Below are 18,781 nucleotides of genomic sequence, written 5' to 3'. Positions count from 1 at the left end.
TTACATGTCAGTTCTCAAGAGTTTTATTGCCGGTGAATGGATTGGTTCAAAGCAGGGCAAAGCCCTGCCCAGCGCCATCAACGGCGAGATCGTTGCCTATACACACGACGACACACTGGATTTCAGAAAAGCTGCGGAGTATGGCCGCAAGGTCGGCGGAAAAAACCTGCTGGCCATGGATTTTCAGGAGCGCGCCCTGGCCCTAAAAGCCATGGCGCTGTATCTGCAAGAGCACAAGAAAGAACTTTATGCTCTCTCAATGCATACCGGTTCCAGCAAAGCAGATAACGGTATCGACATCGATGGCGGCTTCGGTACATTGTTTTCCTATGCCAGCATGGGCCGCCGTGAGCTGCCATCCGGCAATGTGATCCACGAAGGCCCGGTAACACCCCTGGGCAAAAACAATCACTTTGCGGGCACTCATATTATGGTGCCTCGTGGCGGTGTAGCACTGCATATCGACGCCTACAACTTTCCTGTATGGGGAATGCTGGAAAAGTTTGCGCCAACCTTCCTGGCAGGCATGCCCTCCATTGTTAAGCCGGCGACGTCGACCTGTTACGTGACTGAACTGGCCGTGCGCCTGATGCACGAATCAGGCGCTTTGCCTGAAGGCAGCCTGCAGTTGATTATCGGCAGCACCGGCGATCTGTTCGAACACCTGGAAGAGCAGGATGTGGTTACCTTTACCGGCTCGGCGAAAACCGCCCGGATGCTGCGAAATCACCCGAACATTATCAACCGGTCCATTCCTTTCAATGCCGAAGCAGACTCGCTGAACAGTGCTGTTCTGGCCCCGGATGTAAAACCGGAACACGAAGAGTTTGACCTGTTTGTGCGGGAAGTCGGCCGCGAAATGGTCGCCAAAGCCGGTCAGAAATGTACTGCAATCCGCCGGGTGATAGTACCTCAGGATCAGGTACAGGCGGTGTGTGACAAGCTCAAAGATCGACTGTCGAAAATCACCACGGGTGACCCTTCTGTCGAAGGCGTGCGCATGGGGGCTTTGGCCTCTATCGATCAACTGGAAGACGTGAAAGCCAACATCCAGGAGCTGCTGAAAACCAGTGAGCTTGTCTTCGGAGGCGAAGGCAACTTCAAGCCAACAGGCGAGGGCACCGAAAAAGGCGCGTTCATCGAACCGCACCTGTTGGTATGCCGTAACCCGGAAAATGGCTGTGGCGCACACGACATCGAGGCCTTTGGCCCGGTTGCCACGATCATTCCTTACAACACTCTGGACGAAGCCGTTGAGCTGGTCGCCAAAGGCCGTGGTTCACTGGTTACCACCGTAACCACCCGCGACCCGGTCACCATTGCCAAGCTGGCTCCGGCGCTGGCAGCCTATCATGGCCGCCTGCACTTGCTGGACGCAGAAGCCGCAAAGGAATCTACCGGCCACGGCTCTCCCCTGCCTATGCTGAAGCACGGCGGCCCGGGCCGCGCCGGTGGTGGCGAAGAACTCGGTGGTATCCGCGCCGTGTATCACTACCTGCAGCGCACCGCCATTCAGGGTTCACCCACCATGTTGGCAGCAGTAACCGGCGAATATGTTCGCGGTGCCACGTTGATCGAAAATGACATTCACCCGTTCCGTTATCACTTTGAAGATCTACAGATCAATCAATCGCTGCTGACCCACCGTCGCACGGTTACTGAGGCAGATCTGGTGAACTTCGGTTGCTTGTCGGGCGATCACTTCTACATGCACTTCGATGAAATCGCCGCGAAGAACAGCCAGTTCGGCAAGCGCATTGCCCACGGCTATTTCGTGCTATCTGCCGCCGCCGGCCTGTTCGTTGATCCTGGCGAAGGCCCTGTCCTGGCCAACTATGGCCTGGACACGCTGCGCTTCATTGAGCCGGTCGCACCGGGCGATACCATTCGCGCCCGCCTGACCTGTAAACGCAAAATCGACCAGGGCCGTACGTCGCCAGATGGCCACCCTCAAGGTGTGGTGGTTTGGGATGTTCAGGTCACCAATCAGAACGACGAGCTGGTTGCCAGCTACGATATTCTGACCCTGGTTGCCAAAAAGCCGGAATAAACTTCCGGCCATAAAAAAACCGCCAGAAGCTTAACGCTCTGGCGGTTTTTTTGTGGTGTTCCATTACATACCCAGATACGCCTCACGTACTTTCTCGTTGCTCAGCAACTCACGCCCGGAACCTTCAACTACCACGCGGCCGGTTTCCAGCACATAGCCACGATCTGCCAGAGCGAGCGCCTGGGAGGCATTCTGCTCCACCAGGAAAATAGTCATGCCTTCATTCTTCAACTCTTTGATGATGTTGAAAATTTCTTCGATAATTAATGGCGCCAGCCCCATGCTGGGCTCGTCCAGCAGTAGCAACCTGGGTTTGGCCATCAGAGCCCGCCCCATCGCCAGCATCTGCTGCTGGCCGCCGGACAGTTCGCCCGCCAGGTTTCTGCGTTTCTGCCGCAATATGGGGAACTTTTCGTACATACGCTCTATGTCTTCCTCCACTTCCGGGCTGCGACCACGGGTGTAGGCGCCCAGTAGCAGATTGTCTTCAACACTCAGATCCTTGAACACCTGCCGGCCTTCAGGAACCTGCACAATGCCACTGGCTACACGTTGATCGGTGCCAATCTTCAGCAGGTCTTTGCCTTCGAAGGTAATGCTGCCGCTGTCGGTCGGCTGCAGACCTGAGATAGTCATCAACAACGTCGATTTGCCAGCACCATTGGCACCAACCAGAGACACTATTTCACCGCTGTTGATACAGATATCAATGCCGTGCAGCGCCTCGATCTGGCCATAGGAGGTCTTCAGCCCCTTGATGGCAAGCATTTCCTCTGTCGCGTGCGCAGCGGTTCTGCGCGAGGCATGATGCAACCCCAGGCCACCCAGGCGTTCAGGCGTATAGCTTACGATGCGGTGACGCAGCTCCCGGAATTCATCCCTCACCCGCTCGCCGAACAACGGATCGTTGGCCTGATCACGGGATTCAATAATCAGGCGCCAGTCATCTTCACTCAGAAGTTTGCGCGCCCGGGGTATAACGACCCCCTCTTCTTTTTTGATGTGCTTGCGCAATGCTTCAGTAAACCGGGCCAATGCGTGACTGAATTCTTCCCGGCCATCAGGCCAGCGCTCCATGCAAACCATCAGCAGCTGTCGCAGTTCGTTAATCTTTCCATCGCCAATCACGTAACCATGCGCCAGCTTATCCAGTAGCGGTTTGGTCTCGGGGGACTTTTCCCCCAGCACGCGATACAAAACTATCTCTTCCGGGGAACTGTGTACCCGCCGGGCAAAGTGCTGAACGTAATCAAAAATATTGTTGAACAGCGTTTCATCAGGCTGCTGTTCGTTAATGTTCATGTCATGCTGAAGCTGATCCAGCAAATCAAGTATGCGCCACAGGGACTGGTGTTCCTGAACAATCGTGCTTATGGCTTGCTGGCTGTAGCTGTTTTCAGGCGCAACCTTGGTCGGTGTCTGTGTCATTATGGTTATCCCTCGCTCCGTTTAACCGCCCAGATAGGCTGCGATCACGTCCGGGTTTGCACGAATCTGTTCCGGCGTGCCTTCTGCCAGTACGCGCCCGTAGTTAAGCACCAGCAAACGGTCAGAAATCCCCATCACCAGTTTCATGTCGTGCTCTACCAGCATCACAGTAATGCCCTGCGCTGCGATCTTGCGGATCAGTTCTTCCAGCGCAGCAGTTTCCACGGCATTCAGGCCAGCAGCCGGCTCATCCAGCAAGACAACTTTCGGCTCAGCGGCCAGCGCTCGGGCAATCTCAAGGCGTTTCAGGGCGCCATAAGACATCGCCGAGGCGTCAGTATCGAGATACTCGCCACAACCGACAAACTCCATCAGTTCGGCCGCTTTCTCCCGCGCAGCTTTTTCACCCCGGGTGAGCGCAGGCAAACGGAACAACGTAGTAAAAAGATTGCTTTTCAGGGTCAGGTGCCGGCCCAGCATTACGTTTTCAATGGCTGTCATGTTCATACAGATCTGCATCTGCTGGAACGTGCGGCACATGCCACGCTCTGCCAGTTGATTAGGCTGCAGCTTGGCAGTGCTTTCACCGTTCAGCTTCACTTCGCCACTGGTAGGTGTGTACAGGCCTGTAATCAAATTAAAGAGCGTGGTTTTGCCCGCGCCGTTGGGACCAATAACCGAGTACACCTGGCCCGCATCAACTGAAAAACTCACATCCTCAACGGCGTGTACGCCACCAAAAGCCTTGGACAACTTATTGACTTCCACCAAAGCGGTCATGCGTCACCTCCGACAGATCTGGCGCGTCGTTTGTTCAGGTAACCAGTCAGGGTTGGCAGCAAGCCTTTGGGCATAAAGATCATGGTCAGCATCAGGATTAAACCAAACATCACCATTTCCATCTCCTGAAAATCTGCCAGCACTTGCGGCAGAATTTCCAGAACCACTGCGCCAATAATCACCCCGATGGTCGATCCCATACCCCCCAGAACAACCATGGTGATCAACAAAATGGAAAAATCGAAACTGGCCACAGAGGGTGTGATAAATCCCTGAAAGTGACCATAAAGCGCGCCCATCACGCTGGCATATACCGCAGAGATCACAAACACCAGGCTTTTGTATTTTGCGGTGTTAACACCCACTACACTGGCAGCGACTTCCGAGCCGTGGACAGAACGTAAAGCCCTGCCAATAGGAGAATCGATCAGGTTCTGGGCAAGCCAGACTGCCGCCAGCAATACCACTCCGGCGAACAGATACCAGGCCAGATCGCCACTGATCTCCATACCAAACAGGGAATACTGGCCAAAGGGGCTAAGCTCCCAGCCAAACACATCAAACGGAGGAACTGGCATGCCGTCCGGCCCACCGGTTATTTCCCGCTCATTGTTCAGAATAATGGCGATAATAAAACCCACGGCAAGGGTGGCCATGGACAGATAATGGCCTTTGAGACGCAGAATCGGACGACCGACAGCCCAGGCAATGATCGCGACGCCAACGGCACCCACGATTAGAGCAGGAATTGCAGACCAGCCGTAATTACTGGTCATCAGGGCACTGAAATAAGCACCCATCCCGAAAAATCCGGCATGGCCGAGACTGATCTGGCCGGCAAAACCGACCAGCAGGTTAAGGCCCACAACCGCACCGGCAATCAACGCAATTTGCGTGGCCAGGCCATAATGAAAGGGATTAGTGATAAACAGTGGCAACGCAAAGATTACGATGGCCAGGAGCACCAGGCCCTTTAGACGGAACTGCGAAAATGAAGCCATCATCACACCCGCTCCACGATCTTGGCGCCAAACAGGCCCCGGGGCATGAAGAACAGCACCAGAAGTATCATTGAGAAGGCAACTGCGTCCTTATAATCGGACGACAGGTAACCCGCCGCCATGGCTTCAACCACCCCCAGAGCCAGGCCGCCGACTACGGCGCCCATGCCGCTGCCCAACCCACCAATGGCCGCGGCCACAAAGCCCTTCAAACCGAGGATTATTCCGATGTCATAGGAAGTAAAGGTGATAGGTGCTACCACAATGCCGGCTATGGATCCCAGCAACGCAGAAACCATAAACGCCAGCATCAGCACAACCTGAGTGCGAATGCCTACAAGGCGGGCAGCGTCTTTATTCATTGAAGTGGCGAGAATCGCCTTGCCGGTCAGCGTGCGGGTAAAGAAATATACCAGTACCGCAACAAGAACCGCACCGACACCCAGCACCCAAAGGCTCTGGCTGTTCAGCACGGCTCCAAAAATTTCAATCGGTTCGTCGCTGCTGAAGTTAGGCATCACATGGTATTCCTTGCCCCATACCAGCTGGGCCAGACCACGGATAAAAATGGACGCACCGATGGTGATAATGATCAGTGTAACTACATCTGCGTTTTTAGCAGGCGCTATAGCCAGACGCTGCAGAGCAATGCCCAGCACCCCGGCAAGAATTACAGCAAGTACAATCGCGAGCAGCATGGGCACACCCATGGCTGTTAAAGATACTGTCGCCATACCGCCAATCATCAGAAACTCCCCCTGGGCGAAGTTAATGACATGGCTGGCGTTATAAATCAGGGTAAAGCCCAAAGCAATCAGGGCGTAGGTAGCACCAATAGTGATACCCGTAAACAGGTACTGCAGAAATTCAGAAAACATAATCAGGTCCGCTCGCGCAGCGGCAGACAGTCACCCCTTAGGGAGACCGTCTGCCTGTAGTACGGATGGGAATGGGCTTAGTTGATCAGTTCCCAGCCGCCATCCTGAACTTCCAGGATGCGGAAGGAATCAGCTTCCAGGCCGTTATGGTCATCAGCTGACATATTGAAAGTACCGGTCACACCTACGTGACCCTGAATGCTTTCAAGAGCATCGCGCACAGCTTCTTTATCGGTGCTTCCTGCTTTCTCAATGGCTTCTACCGCCAGCATCAGGCCGTCATAGGCATAGGCACCAAAGGTAGAAACCTTTGAGTTCCAGCGTGCTTCGTACTCACTTTTGTAAGCCTCAACCACTGGCTTTTGCGGATCCGAGGCAGGCAGGGATTCCGGCACCAGCAACGGCGAGGCAGGCAATCTCAGGCCGTCAGCACTGCTGCCTGCAAGTTCGAGGAAACCATCAGAGGCAACACCGTGGGACTGATAGAACGGAAGATCAATACCCAACTGGGCGTAGTTACGAGTAACAATCGCCGGGCCCTGACCAAAACCGAAGTTGAGAATAGTCTGAACACCCTCTGTGCTACGGATATTGGTGAGCTGCGCTGTCATGTCGGTGTCTGAACCGCCGTAGGTTTCATCAGCAACAATCTCGATTCCGCCCATTTCCTTGACTGCTGCAAGAGTCTGCTCACGCCCGGAGCTGCCGAAGCCACCAGTGCCCGAGATAAGACCAACCTTGGTCAGGCCACGTGATTTCATATCATTCAGGACGCGCTCTGCCGCCATACGGTCAGTTTGCGGAGTTTTGAAAACCCACTTTTTAACCGGAGTGGTAATAACTACGGCACCCGCCAGGGAAATAAAGGGAATCTTCGCCTGCTCAACCATCGGGACAGCAGCCATAGTGGCACCTGTCGTACTTCCGCCTACAATGATATCTACCCGGTCTGAACGGATAAGCCGGCTTGCGAAGTTACGGGCCTTGGAAGCGTTGCCTGCGTCATCATAATGAACAAGCTCGAGCTGACGCCCCAGAACGCCGCCGTCTTCGTTGATTTTTTCAACATACATCTCCAGAGTTTTCAGCTCTGGGTCACCCAGGAAAGATGCGGGGCCGGTAACAGAAAGAAAGGAACCAATACGTATAGGGTCAGCTGCCTGAACGTTCATTGCCAGCAGGCCAGCCGCTGCAATGGCTGTAAACTTGCCTGCACGACGCGTGATCTTTTTGAACATTTTTGTTGTTCTCCCATATGTGGTGAGGGCGTTTTGGTTTTATAGACCCCCGAATTTCCGAAAACAGAACGATTTTCTCTGCAAATGCTGCTCTTTTTCGTATCACGTGCAACCTTGCAGCGCCCCATCTTCAGCGCAGCGTGACAGACATTAGTCTATCACTGCCATTACTGGCTATCCGTCACCCCGATAATACGATACCGTTGACGAATATCAATGGAAAATATTGTATCACTAAACCGGTGTCAACTGGGGACTGCCTTCAGGCACATAACTTTTACAACAACCAATACCAATGTATTAGTACATTAAGTGCCTTTTTGACATTTCGTCCTGAACACATACCACTTTACCCAATGGTTGTATCGGGGATAATGAGCACCCGAATGCCGTCAAGTCTGCGAAAACAGCATGACGGAAAGTATCGAAGGAATAATAGACCCATGTCTGCAAAACAACAGCTCGATGGCCTGATCCGGGACTTCCAGAAAAAACGCCCTTTGCGTGCGGGCTCTCTGATCATAACAACCTATGGGGACATCGTTCACCCGCGCGGCGGCAACGTCTGGCTCGGAAGTCTGATGAAACTGCTGACATCCATGGGCGTGAGTGAGCGGCTGGTCCGTACTTCCGTCTACAGGCTGATTCAGGACGGCTGGCTACAAGCTGAAAAAGTGGGCCGGTGCAGCTATTACAGCGTAACTGGTGCCGGCCTGAGGCGTTTCCAGCAGGCATTCGCTCATGTCTACACGCTTGGCACCGACGACTGGAACGGCAGCTGGTGCCTGGTATTCCTCAATCAGCTTGAACCGGAAACCCGCGCCAAAGTGCGTGAAGAGCTGAAATGGCTGAGCTTCGGCAGCATGGCAACGGGGGTTATGGAGCATCCACGCTTTACCCGCAACGAACTGGTGCCACTGCTTCAGGAATGGGGCGCACTGGAAGACACCATCGTTATGCAGACCCAGCCACTGGAACAGCGGAGTCCGCGGGCTTTGCGCAGGCAAGTCAAAGAAAGCTGGAATCTGGACGAGCTTGGCTTCAGATATAAACGCTTCCTGGAAACATTCCGGCCGCTGTGGCGGGAACTCTGTACCGATGACAACCTGAGCCCGGAAGACTGCGTTACAGCGCGTATCCTGCTGGTTCATGAATACCGGAAAATACTTCTGCGGGACCCACTGCTACCAGACGAACTCCTGCCCGGCGACTGGGAAGGGCGAAGCGCCAAGCAGCTTTGCCGTAACCTCTACCGGGCCATATACAGCCGTGCGGATGAACACCTGGCAACCGTACTGGAAAACGCATCAGGCCCGCTACCCGGGCCAAGCCAGGGTTTTTATCGCCGCTTCGGTGGCCTGACAGAAGAAAATGCATCCAGTAACAGTGAAAACCTGGCGGAAGAGTCAGCCTGACGCTTCCGCCGGTTTTTCAGCCAGCAGGGCGCCCCTGATCCGGCCGGCTGTAATCGCAAACCCCGTCGGGAAAGATCTCGTTTAACCGGATCACTTCGTCTTCCGTAAATGAAACACCCTGATAGGTGTTATCTGTCAGCGCTGTTGCTACAGGCTTCAGGCTGCACTTGAACACGCTGCCTTCAATCGGGCCTCCCGCCACAATACGGGATGTGGTGTGGGTTTCGAACTTCGTGGTGCAGTCGCCGTCGGACTGGCCATCGAGGATGCCATTCCAGACACCCTCTCCAGCGGCGATGACTGTACCGTCAGCTTCATAGCAGGCATCCACAGCCTCTGCCGGTTTGTTTTCGGCAATACTCCGCTCCGGATTCGCCCGGATATTCATTAGCCATTCGTGCAGTACATCCAGTGCCGCCCAGGTCGGGTCGGATTCTTCCAGTGGCTTTGGTTCCTCAGGGTCGGATGTATCAGTGGGCCGGGTGTCGGTAAACCAGATCACCTGATTGCCCGCATGTCCCATTTTATTGATGATGCGCTGACGCACAGAGAAGGACTGGTGACTGTTGTGCATATCCAGTACTTCCTCCAGGTAATGCCTCCAGTCTATGACCGGCATATTGAGCTGGCCATCAAAAACCATGCCCGATGTATAGGCCGCTTCCATAGCTGCCAGGTCACCCTGTGTCCGGGGCGCCGGTTGCATGCCATCCGGGCTCAGGTTCATATTGCGGGAACTCCAGGGATCAAACTTGCCGGGATCGGCCATTACATCGTCAACTCCACCAGTAAATGGAAAGCCTTCCTGCACCATGTCTGAAGGGTGCTTCCAGCCACCAACCTGAGCATTCAGTTTCAAAAATTCGGACTTTGAAATATTGCCTGCCAGGAGTGCTCCAAGCCCGTATTGCACACCAATATTGTCAAACAGGGCGCGGGCATTGCCATTCCCATCTAGGCCATAAATATTTCTCAGGTCATCGTAGTGGGTCCACTGGACCTCGTTCATCACCCCGGCCGGCTGCATCAGTTCCTGGTTTCGCGCCGCACCGAAAGCCGGGTTCATCACCAGTGGCGTCAGCCCACGCCAGGCCGGGACGCACTCAGTCATTCCGGGCGCACTGCTATAACCAAGCATCTGCTTTACACCTGCAAACGGATCCGGGTATTCATCCGTAGCATTCAGCCCTACAAGCCAGCTGCGGTTAGTCGTTGTCTGCCACTTGGCGTTATCTTTGTCAGTAACGTCCATGTAGTACTCCAATAACTCACAGTCCCCGACGTGAATGGTCTGGGTCACCATGTCCGGGTATGAGTATTGGGGGACACCTGCATCCAGTAGCTCCGGGTGATTCTGGGAATAGACATACTGCTGGATACCACCACCAGAACCGCCGATGGCCACAGTGTACTCCGGCACACCAAAGCGTTTGATGAAGTGCTCTTTTACCATCAGGGCAGTCTCGCCACCGACCTGAAGGTTATAGTGGGTGTCGGTCCGGGTGCCCGTGGAATAGATAACCGCATAGCCTTTTTTGAGCACCTCCGGCTCAAGGGCCCGACCACTGATCCGCCCCTGGGAATGTCCAATGGCAACGCCGCCTTCAAACTGGAACAGCAACCGGCCGTTCCAGTTTTCTGTAGAGGCATCATCCGCTTCATCTCCCAACGAAGCCAAGGTGGCAAAGCTGTAAATAAAGCGGTTAATAGTGCCGCGCTCCTGACGCACAATGAAATCAACAGTGCGGCCATCTGTCAGCTCGGTAGTCGCCATGTCCACAGGCCGGGAACCATCAGCCGGCAAAGGCGCCCAGTTTCCCCCGGTCGTGCGATAGATAAACTCCACATACGAGTCGATCGAACAGTCCTTGCTCACTCCAATCTGGCTGCCATTGCTGTCCAGTACCGGGAAGCCTGTCGTCCCGGTTGTATCCACCCGAGGCTGCTTCCCCAACTCTGTTGTTACCGTACAGACAAACGGATACTGGTGAGGGCCCGAGAAAATCGGCCCGGTTATCGGATGCACATCCAGAGTCAGGTCGCTCAACGGGCCGTAATCAACGTGGTGCAACTCCAGCCGGTTCTCACCCTCGGCAAGCCCTGTCACGAGAACTTCCGGGCCATTTCGCCCCGCCCTCATCACCGGACTGATTCTGGCGTCATTAAGCCAGAATTCCAGGTTGTTTTTTTCCGCCGCAATCGTGGCTGAGTCACCTTCCAGGCCTATCAGGACATCATCACCACTGACCTGGTCCGGCGCGCTGGACAAGCTGGTGAGGCCAAGATCAGGAGGAGTGGACCCGGAAGTGCTGTCAGAGCCATCGAAACAGCCACTGAGCAGGAATGCAGTCAAACCTGCCATCAGACCAGACCGCACCTTTAGGGTGTTACGCATAGAAAGTTCCTTTTTCATTATGTTATCAGGCGTATCAAAGAGCATAGAGGCAGGTGTCGAACCGCAACCGACAAAGAATTGATCAAAACGCCCAGAATATCAGCCTAGCAGCTCACAATATTTGTTTTGCTAAAGCGTAGACCAGCCTCAGCCGTGGGTACAGAACTCGCCGACAGATCAGCGAATATCAGGTACCGCCTGCCCGCCACTGAACGACTATATCGATTTTTCAGGATTATTTTATGTATTTTACCTGTTTTTCAAATCATATATTCCGGCGCATTCTATCCATATATCGATTTAGTTGGAGCAGGTTGTTATGTGGAAAGGATTAGGCGTCTGCGCGATGCTTACCATCGGCGGGTTCGCTCTCACGGGAATTCCTGCCATCCAGCAAAGCGGGGTCAGCCCTCTGGTCTTCGCACTGTTGCTGGGGATATTCGCCGGGAATCTGCCATGGGCCCGCAAAGCCGGCGGCCTTGAGCAGGGTTTGAAGTTCGCCACACGCTGGCTGCTTCGCGGAGGCATTGTGCTTTTCGGCTTCTCAATCACACTTGGCCAGATTCTGGCTCTTGGCCCGGGAGTGGTCGCGCTGGACATCATGGTTATGACCACAATACTCGTGCTTGGCTACCAACTGGGCACCCGGGTTCTGAAACTGGATGCAGAGACGGCTTTACTCACCAGCGCCGGAAGCGCCATCTGTGGCGCAGCAGCCATTCTTGCTACCGAAGCCACGATACGCTCCAGGCCTGCAGCAACGTCCATGGCTGTCGCAACGGTTGTGCTGTTTGGTAGTCTGGCAATGTTCATCTACCCGGCGCTGTATTCTGTTCTCGGGTGGAATGAGAGCCTCTATGGCATCTATATCGGCGCAACGGTACATGAAGTGGCACAGGTAGTTGCGGCAGCAGATGCTGTCGGCACCGACGCCCTGGCAAATGCGGTCATCGTGAAGCTCGTGCGCGTTATGCTGCTGGTTCCGTTTCTGCTGATTGTTGGTCAGTGGTGGTTAAGGCGCGATAAAACACCGCAACCAGAGCAGGCGGGCGCCAGCCGCCTGACAATTCCCTGGTTCGCCTTCGGATTTGTTGCCATGGTCATTGTTAACAGCATGATTACTCTGCCTCCGACCGCTCATCACAGCCTCGTTCTGGCGGGCCAGATAGCCTTGGCAATGGCAATGGCAGCTCTGGGCTATGAAACACGGATCGACAAACTGCGCAGCCTTGGTTTCAAACCCTTCTTACTGGCCCTGATATTGTTCGTGGTTCTGATCGGCGAAGGGCTGTTACTTACGCCCCTGCTACTGGGCCTATGAACCGGCCAGAGGCGATTGCCAACTTGATCGGATTTCCTGTTCATGTCTCTCAGAATACTTCGCTTGATCGCGCGCCCCCGGGTCTTTAGATTCAATACCTGTTAAACAACTGCAACCTCCACCCTGGCACCTACACTAACCCGGAGCACCGTATATGGCACTTAAACTGAATATCATAATCTGCAGCACACGACCCGGCCGCATAGGGCCATCTGTAGCAAACTGGTTTCATGGTTTTGCTGCAGACAACTCCGGTTTTGACTGTAAACTGGTGGACCTGGCAGAGTTCGACCTTCCGGTTTACAACGAACCCAATCATCCTCGCACTGGCATTTACGAGCATGCTCACACCAAAAACTGGTCTGAAAGTGTTAATTCAGCCGACGCATATGTGTTTGTGATGCCGGAGTACAATTTCTGCCCGCCACCGGCATTTGTGAACGCACTGAATTACCTGTACACCGAGTGGAACTACAAGCCTTGCGGATTCGTGAGCTACGGTGGCGCATCCGGCGGAGTTCGTGCAGCAACTCTGGCCCGCCAGTTGGTGACGACACTGAAGATGATGCCGATGGTTGAAGGGGTCATGGTGCCCATGGCGTGGAACCACCTGGATGACAGCAAGGTATTCCACTCCAACGATCTGATAGACCCGTCAGCTACCGCCATGCTGGCTGAGCTGGAAAGGTGGGCCACGGCCCTGAAAAGCATGCGGTGAAAGACTTGGGCAAAAGGGCATTGCTGCACGGAGCCTGTTCCGGGCTCCGTGCAGACGCAGTCAGAACAGGTTAGCGTTAACCCACATATGCGTAGCTATGGATGCCGCGTAGCCAAGCATGATTACAGGTGTCCAGCGCAGGTGCGTCATGATGGTGTAATAGCCCCGGGCCTGCCCCATAAGCGCAACACCGGCAGCTGAACCAATTGACAGCATGGAACCACCCACACCCGCCGTAAGCGTAACCAGTAACCACTGGCCATGTGACATATCCGGCTCCATCGAGAGCACTGCAAACATCACCGGAATGTTATCAACGATGGCCGACATGACACCGACTGCAATATTGGCGCCCGTGGCGTTCCAGTCGCCGTATATCAGCTGGGATACTTCGGCCAGATAACCGATATAGCCAAGCCCGCCAACACAAAGCACTACACCGTAGAAAAACAGAAGCGTATCCCACTCCGTACGGGCCATCGGATTGAAAATATCGAAAGGTACCGCTTTGTCGAGCCGCTCAAGCAAGCGGGTATTCTTGTGATTTTCCGCCCAGACCCGCTCGCGGGCCACTCCACGCTTGAAACTGAGCTGCAGGTAGTAACCCAGCAACTGCAGGTACGCGAGCCCCATCATCATGCCAACGACTGCAGGCAGATGCAGGAAGTTGTGACCCAGAACTGCTGTCGTGATGGTGAGCAGAAACAGCACAACTGTCCGGCGGGCACCGCGCTTCATGATCACAGGTTCCGTAGCATCTTTCGGTGGTTCACTCGGAACAGCAAAACTCATGATCACGGCAGGTACAAGGAAATTGACCGCAGCAGGAATAAACAGCCTGAAGAACTCGGTGAACTCAACCACACCTTTTTGCCAGACCATCAGGGTTGTGATGTCTCCAAATGGGGAAAAGGCCCCACCGGCGTTTGCAGCGATCACGATATTGATGCAGCCAAGGCCTATAAACCGCGGGCTGTCTTCACCCACTTTCATTAATACCGCACACATCAGAAGCGCCGTGGTCAGATTGTCGGCAATGGGCGAGATGAAGAATGCCAATAAGCCTGTAATCCAGAAGAGGCTGAGGTAACTGAAGCCTTTGCTCACCAGCCAGCCACGAAGTGCATCAAAAAGCTGACGCTCTTCCATGGCGTTTATGTAAGTCATCGCCACCAGCAGGAACAGCAGGAGTTCAGAGTATTCCAGAAGGTTGTGCTTCAGTGCTTCGTTGGCACTTTCGGTATCGCCATTCATGGCCGCGACACCAGCAACCAGGAACCAGATAAGGCCCGCCGCCAGAAGCACCGGCTTGGACTTGCGAAGGTGCAGCTTTTCTTCAAGCATTACAAACGCATATGCAACAACGAATATGGCTATAGCCATATAACCCACTGGATGGCGGGTAAGGCTCTGGGCACCGGATTCAGCAGCGCTGGCAAACGCGCTGAACCCCATGGAAAAGAGAAAGGACAGAACCAGGGCCATGGTTGTGACGATGCCATGCCGGGCAAAGCACCGCCGGTGGACCCACGGGACAGGTAGTTTTTCGAAGCTGTGATTTTCAGTCATGATAGCTGGCTCAAAAGTTTGGGGAGGTCATTATCAATCAAAATAACCCCTGCAAACCATAACTTCAGTCAAATAGGCTTGACCCAGGTTGCTCGCCAGCCGTCAGATTTGATTTTTCTCATACCGTTTAACTTTTGCGTCCTGCCCATGGCTTCTCAGCCATAAAGCGTTTCTATCACCTCCGCGTATTTCTCGTAGATTTTGCTCCGGCGCACTTTCATGGTGGCGGTCACTTCATCATCATCGTGATCCAGCTCTTTACTCAGCAGGTGGAACCGCTTGATCTGCGCCACTTGCGGAAGCCTGTCGTTGCCTTTGGTTACCTCTGCCTGAATCAACTCCTGCACTTTCTCGTGCTCTGTCAGACTACGGAATGTCGTGTAGGCAATGCGTTCCTGCTCTGCCCATTTTGCGGCGGTCTCGAAATCAACCTGAATCAGCGCCGAGACATATTTTCGGGCCTCACCGATGACAATACACTCCTTGATATAGGGGCTCGCCTTGATCGTGTTTTCAATTTCCGTGGGCGACAGATTCTTGCCACCGGCGGTAATCATGATGTCCTTGAGCCGGTCAACGATTCTGAGTTGCCCTTCCTGCCACTCGCCGACATCGCCGGTATGCAGCCAGCCATCCCTGAGAGTAGCTTCTGTTGCCTCATCGTTCTTGTAGTAACCTTTGAAAACCGTGCCGCCACGCATGATGATCTCATTCTGCTCACCGAGGGTTACCTCAAGCCCGGAAATTGCTGTACCGACCGTACCAAGACACACATTATCCACTCGCTGTGCGGTGGCCACACCGGTACTTTCTGTCTGGCCGTATACTTCAACCAGGGGGACCCCCAAAGTGCGGAAGAACTGAAGAATCCCCGTGGAAATCGGTGCCGCACCGGTAAGTGCAATGGTGCAGCGGCGTAGTCCGATAAAATTCTGCAAGGCACGGAAAACCAGCCAATAGTAAGCACCATAGGTAAGACGTTCACCAAGGCTCCACTCTGCTTTCGGCCTGGTCATCATTGGCTCACAGGCTTTCATGGCCCGGTTAAAAAGCCATTGCCGGAAACGCCCCGTTTCCTGCATCTTGATATAAATAGCAGAATGAAGCTTTTCCCAGATTCGCGGGACCCCCAGGAAAAACGTTGGGGCAATCTCCCGAAGATCCTCCTGAATCGTTCGCAGGCTTTCCCCAAAGCTCACCGCACTGCCCACATAAACAGGCGCAATATTGGTCATATCCTGCTCGGCCACATGGCACAGCGGCAGGTAAGACAGACTGGTGCTGTGCTGATCCACGCCCAACAACTCGATCAGCCCGGGTGCGGCAGCCTGCAGATTACCCCAGCTGATCATCGCACCTTTAGGCCGGCCGGTAGACCCGGAGGTGTAAACCATCAGCGCAATATCATCCATCTGCTGGCTGTCCAGCAGCTCATCAATCAATCCGGGATGGCTACTTTCAAACTCCCGCCCCAGGGTCTCGATTTCTTCAAACGAAGATGGCGGTGACGAGTATGAACGCAACCCTTTGGGATCGATGACAATGTTGTGTTTGAGGTGTGGTAGCTGGGGCCAGGCTTCCAGAACCTTGTCGGTCTGTTCCTGATCTTCACAGACCACCATTTCGGCAGCACTATGCTCTAGCACATAGGCCACCTCATTCCAGGGGCTCGTGGGATATATCCCGACGCAGATACCTTTCACCAGGCCTATGCCCATCTGGGCAATCACCCATTCCACCCGGTTTTCCGAAAGTATGGCTACGTGACCACCTTCAGAAAGCCCCAGTGCACGCAGACCAAGCCCGAAATGCCGTGCCCGCCGATAATAGTCCTGCCAGGAGTACGCCTGCCAGATACCAAAATCCTTTTGACGAAGCGCCAGCATGCCAGGCCGCTCTTTTGCGTGGGCCCGGAGCATCTGCACCAGAGTAAGATCACGAATCTGCGGCATTGTCATGACAGCCACCGCTTGCGGCGTTTGTAGTGTTTTATATCCCTGTAACTGCGGGCCTCTCCTTCTTTGCCTCCGACCCCGAGATAGAATTCCTGTACATCCTCATTGGATGACAGTTTGTCCGCAGGACCATCAATAACGATCTTGCCGTTTTCCATGATGTAACCGTAAGAAGCAATAGCGAGGGATACAGCGGCATTCTGCTCCACCAGCAGTATTGCAGTGCCCTGCTCCCGGTTTATGCGGGCAATAATGGTAAATATCTCTTCAACCAGTTGCGGCGCCAGGCCCAGAGAGGGTTCATCCAGCATGATCAGTTCTGGCTGGGCAATCAGCGCCCGGCCAAGCGCCAACATCTGTTGTTCACCACCGGACAAGTAACCTGCCAACTGCTTGCGACGCTCCCTGAGACGAGGGAAATAGTCGTAGACGAGCTCATAGGAATCACCCAGCGACACTTTCCGGCCGCTGAGAGCGTAGGTCGCCGCAACGAGGTTTTCCTCAACGGTGAGGTCCTCGAACACCCGGCGACCTTCCATTACATGAAACAGTCCATCACGAACCAGCTTTTCCGGCGCCCGTCCTTTTAAAGAGTGGCCCTTGAAGCGGATCTCTCCGGCGGTCACCTCACCATCCTCAAGAGCCAGCAGGCCCGATACACTTTTCAGTGTGGTGGACTTTCCGGCACCATTGGAGCCCAACAGCGCCACAATGGCACCTCGGGGAACACGCAGTGACAGGCCCCTGAGGACCTGCACCGCCTTGTTGTAAACCACTTCAATATTATCGATTTCCAGCAAGGCTTCCATACGGCGTCTCAGTCGAGGTGAATCCAGTCAGATACTGGCTCGTAGCGGCCTTCTTTGGCATTTACACGCCAAATGCGGCCAACCGGGAAGGACATGTCTTTCACGGTAACCGGAATACCGATAATGCCGCCTGTGTCCCAGTCTTTAATAGAAGCAAGAGACTCAGCCATGTTTTCCGCCGTCAACTCTTTGCCGGCATCCATGGTGCGCTTGACCACCTCAGTCCATACCATGGCATTAAACCAGCCCTGCATGTATCCGGTCGGACGGTAGCCTGCCTCCGGATCGCTCTTTTCTGCCGTGGCTCGCAGTGCATCAAGCATGGGTCCGCCTTCCGCGCTGTCATAGTAGTTGTAGGGCATAACGCCCATGTAACCATCAGCGTCTGCGCCCATCTTGTTGATGATGAGTTTGTCAGTAGACCAGAAGGTACCCATGAATTGGGTATCCAGTCCCATCTGACGCATCTGCACCATAAACTCGTTGATGGGAGATAATACATAGCCATGGAATACCACGAAGTCCGGGCGCGCCCGGCGCATTTTCAGCACCTCCGCAGATACGTCTACGCTGCCAGGTTTGGTAATAATTTCCTCTACAACTTCAATCCCCATCGCGGCAGCTTTGGCCTTCCCGTTTTCAATAGGGTCCTTTCCAAACTCGGTATCACTGTAAACAAAGGCAACGGTCGGCTTCTTGCCATCTTTTCCCTGGGTCGCAATGTATTCAAGAATGATCCCGAGCATCTGGGTGTAATTGGGGCCAGGAACAAACTGATACGGGTATTGTTCATTGTCTGTCAGCGCAGTCGCAAACGAAGCACCACTCATGAGCGTAGTGCCCCTGCTGTTCAGCTCAGAGGCAATGGTTTTCATGAACCCGGTGCTGTCACCGTAGTAAACCGGGACCTTGTTGCTGCCTGTAATTTTCTTGAACGCGGCGACGGACCGGTCTACTTCATAGCCGGTGTCTTCCATTACATACTTCACCGGATGACCGTTGATGCCTCCGTTGTTGTTGATCCAGGTTGTATAATCAGTCAGACCGGCGTGGATGTGCACGCCAGCAAAGGCAAATACCCCGGACAGCGGGATAGAACCACCAAATACGATGGGCTCCTTGTCCTGCGCCATTGCAGGCGCCGCTGCCATCAGAGCAGCGGCAATACTACCGATACCTGCGAGCCTGCGGCCTTTGCTGAAGATGTTTTTAAGCATGTTTCTT

14 protein-coding genes and 1 pseudogene are annotated in these 18,781 nt (G+C 54.2%); 4 read left to right on the top strand and 11 right to left on the bottom strand.

From position 1 onward, the window contains the following. Nucleotides 1–4 precede the first annotated feature (4 nt). Complete coding sequence (paaZ, locus tag CPA50_RS12770; RefSeq protein WP_096782886.1) at nt 5–2,050, top strand: phenylacetic acid degradation bifunctional protein PaaZ; 2,046 nt, start codon at nt 5–7, stop codon at nt 2,048–2,050. Between the two features lie 63 nt (nt 2,051–2,113). Here paaZ and CPA50_RS19685 read toward each other — a convergent pair whose 3' ends face one another. The 6 genes and pseudogenes from CPA50_RS19685 to CPA50_RS12745 all read right to left on the bottom strand — a co-directional run bounded on the left by CPA50_RS19685 (nt 2,114) and on the right by CPA50_RS12745 (nt 7,375). Beyond that, the gene (locus CPA50_RS19685) at nt 2,114–2,818 is read right to left on the bottom strand and encodes an ABC transporter ATP-binding protein (RefSeq protein ID WP_227519651.1); all 705 of its coding nucleotides are present in this window, start codon (nt 2,816–2,818) and stop codon (nt 2,114–2,116) included. Nucleotides 2,819–3,028: 210 nt separating this feature from the next. Further along, a pseudogene (locus tag CPA50_RS19680) lies at nt 3,029–3,478 on the bottom strand (hemerythrin domain-containing protein); the annotation flags it as partial. Nucleotides 3,479–3,499: 21 nt separating this feature from the next. Continuing rightward, entirely contained in the window at nt 3,500–4,258 is a 759-nt protein-coding gene (locus CPA50_RS12760) for an ABC transporter ATP-binding protein (RefSeq protein ID WP_096782884.1), read from the bottom strand. Next, complete coding sequence (locus tag CPA50_RS12755; RefSeq protein ID WP_096782883.1) at nt 4,255–5,262, bottom strand: branched-chain amino acid ABC transporter permease; 1,008 nt, start codon at nt 5,260–5,262, stop codon at nt 4,255–4,257. The genes CPA50_RS12760 and CPA50_RS12755 overlap by 4 nt, the downstream gene beginning before the upstream one ends. Beyond that, nucleotides 5,262–6,137 (bottom strand): branched-chain amino acid ABC transporter permease, encoded by an 876-nt coding sequence (locus CPA50_RS12750; protein ID WP_096782882.1) that lies wholly within the window; start codon nt 6,135–6,137, stop codon nt 5,262–5,264. Before CPA50_RS12750 ends, CPA50_RS12755 begins: the two co-directional genes overlap by 1 nt. Nucleotides 6,138–6,214: 77 nt before the next feature. Next, on the bottom strand, nt 6,215–7,375 hold the full coding sequence (locus tag CPA50_RS12745) for an ABC transporter substrate-binding protein (protein ID WP_096782881.1): 1,161 nt from the start codon (nt 7,373–7,375) through the stop codon (nt 6,215–6,217). A 443-nt stretch (nt 7,376–7,818) separates the two neighbouring features. On the opposite strand from CPA50_RS12745, the gene paaX reads away from it, so the two are divergent. Further along, entirely contained in the window at nt 7,819–8,790 is a 972-nt protein-coding gene (gene paaX, locus CPA50_RS12740) for a phenylacetic acid degradation operon negative regulatory protein PaaX (protein ID WP_096782880.1), read from the top strand. Nucleotides 8,791–8,806: 16 nt separating this feature from the next. Here paaX and CPA50_RS12735 read toward each other — a convergent pair whose 3' ends face one another. Continuing rightward, a complete protein-coding gene (locus CPA50_RS12735; RefSeq protein WP_096782879.1) occupies nt 8,807–11,185 on the bottom strand; it encodes a DUF6351 family protein in 2,379 nt (792 codons plus the stop codon). Between the two features lie 319 nt (nt 11,186–11,504). Between CPA50_RS12735 and CPA50_RS12730 the strand changes: the two genes are divergently transcribed. Beyond that, the gene (locus CPA50_RS12730) at nt 11,505–12,506 is read left to right on the top strand and encodes a YeiH family protein (protein ID WP_096782878.1); all 1,002 of its coding nucleotides are present in this window, start codon (nt 11,505–11,507) and stop codon (nt 12,504–12,506) included. 154 nt (nt 12,507–12,660) lie between these two features. Continuing rightward, nucleotides 12,661–13,224 (top strand): NADPH-dependent FMN reductase, encoded by a 564-nt coding sequence (locus CPA50_RS12725; protein WP_096782877.1) that lies wholly within the window; start codon nt 12,661–12,663, stop codon nt 13,222–13,224. A 60-nt stretch (nt 13,225–13,284) separates the two neighbouring features. Here the strand turns inward: CPA50_RS12725 and nhaD are convergent, their stop codons facing one another. From nhaD to CPA50_RS12705, 4 genes are all read right to left on the bottom strand, one after another. Further along, nucleotides 13,285–14,793, bottom strand: coding sequence for a sodium:proton antiporter NhaD (gene nhaD, locus CPA50_RS12720; protein WP_227519633.1), 1,509 nt, complete (start codon nt 14,791–14,793; stop codon nt 13,285–13,287). A gap of 155 nt (nt 14,794–14,948) precedes the next feature. Further along, complete coding sequence (locus CPA50_RS12715; protein ID WP_096782875.1) at nt 14,949–16,751, bottom strand: AMP-dependent synthetase/ligase; 1,803 nt, start codon at nt 16,749–16,751, stop codon at nt 14,949–14,951. Further along, entirely contained in the window at nt 16,748–17,557 is an 810-nt protein-coding gene (locus CPA50_RS12710; RefSeq protein ID WP_096782874.1) for an ABC transporter ATP-binding protein, read from the bottom strand. The genes CPA50_RS12715 and CPA50_RS12710 overlap by 4 nt, the downstream gene beginning before the upstream one ends. An 8-nt stretch (nt 17,558–17,565) precedes the next feature. Then, complete coding sequence (locus tag CPA50_RS12705) at nt 17,566–18,774, bottom strand: ABC transporter substrate-binding protein (protein WP_096782873.1); 1,209 nt, start codon at nt 18,772–18,774, stop codon at nt 17,566–17,568. Nucleotides 18,775–18,781 lie beyond the last annotated feature (7 nt).

The sequence above is a fragment of the Marinobacter sp. ANT_B65 genome, assembly GCF_002407605.1.
Classification (GTDB): Bacteria; Pseudomonadota; Gammaproteobacteria; order Pseudomonadales; family Oleiphilaceae; genus Marinobacter.
Note: the sequence above shows the minus strand (reverse complement) of the source record. Positions and strands in the feature narration are given on the sequence as shown.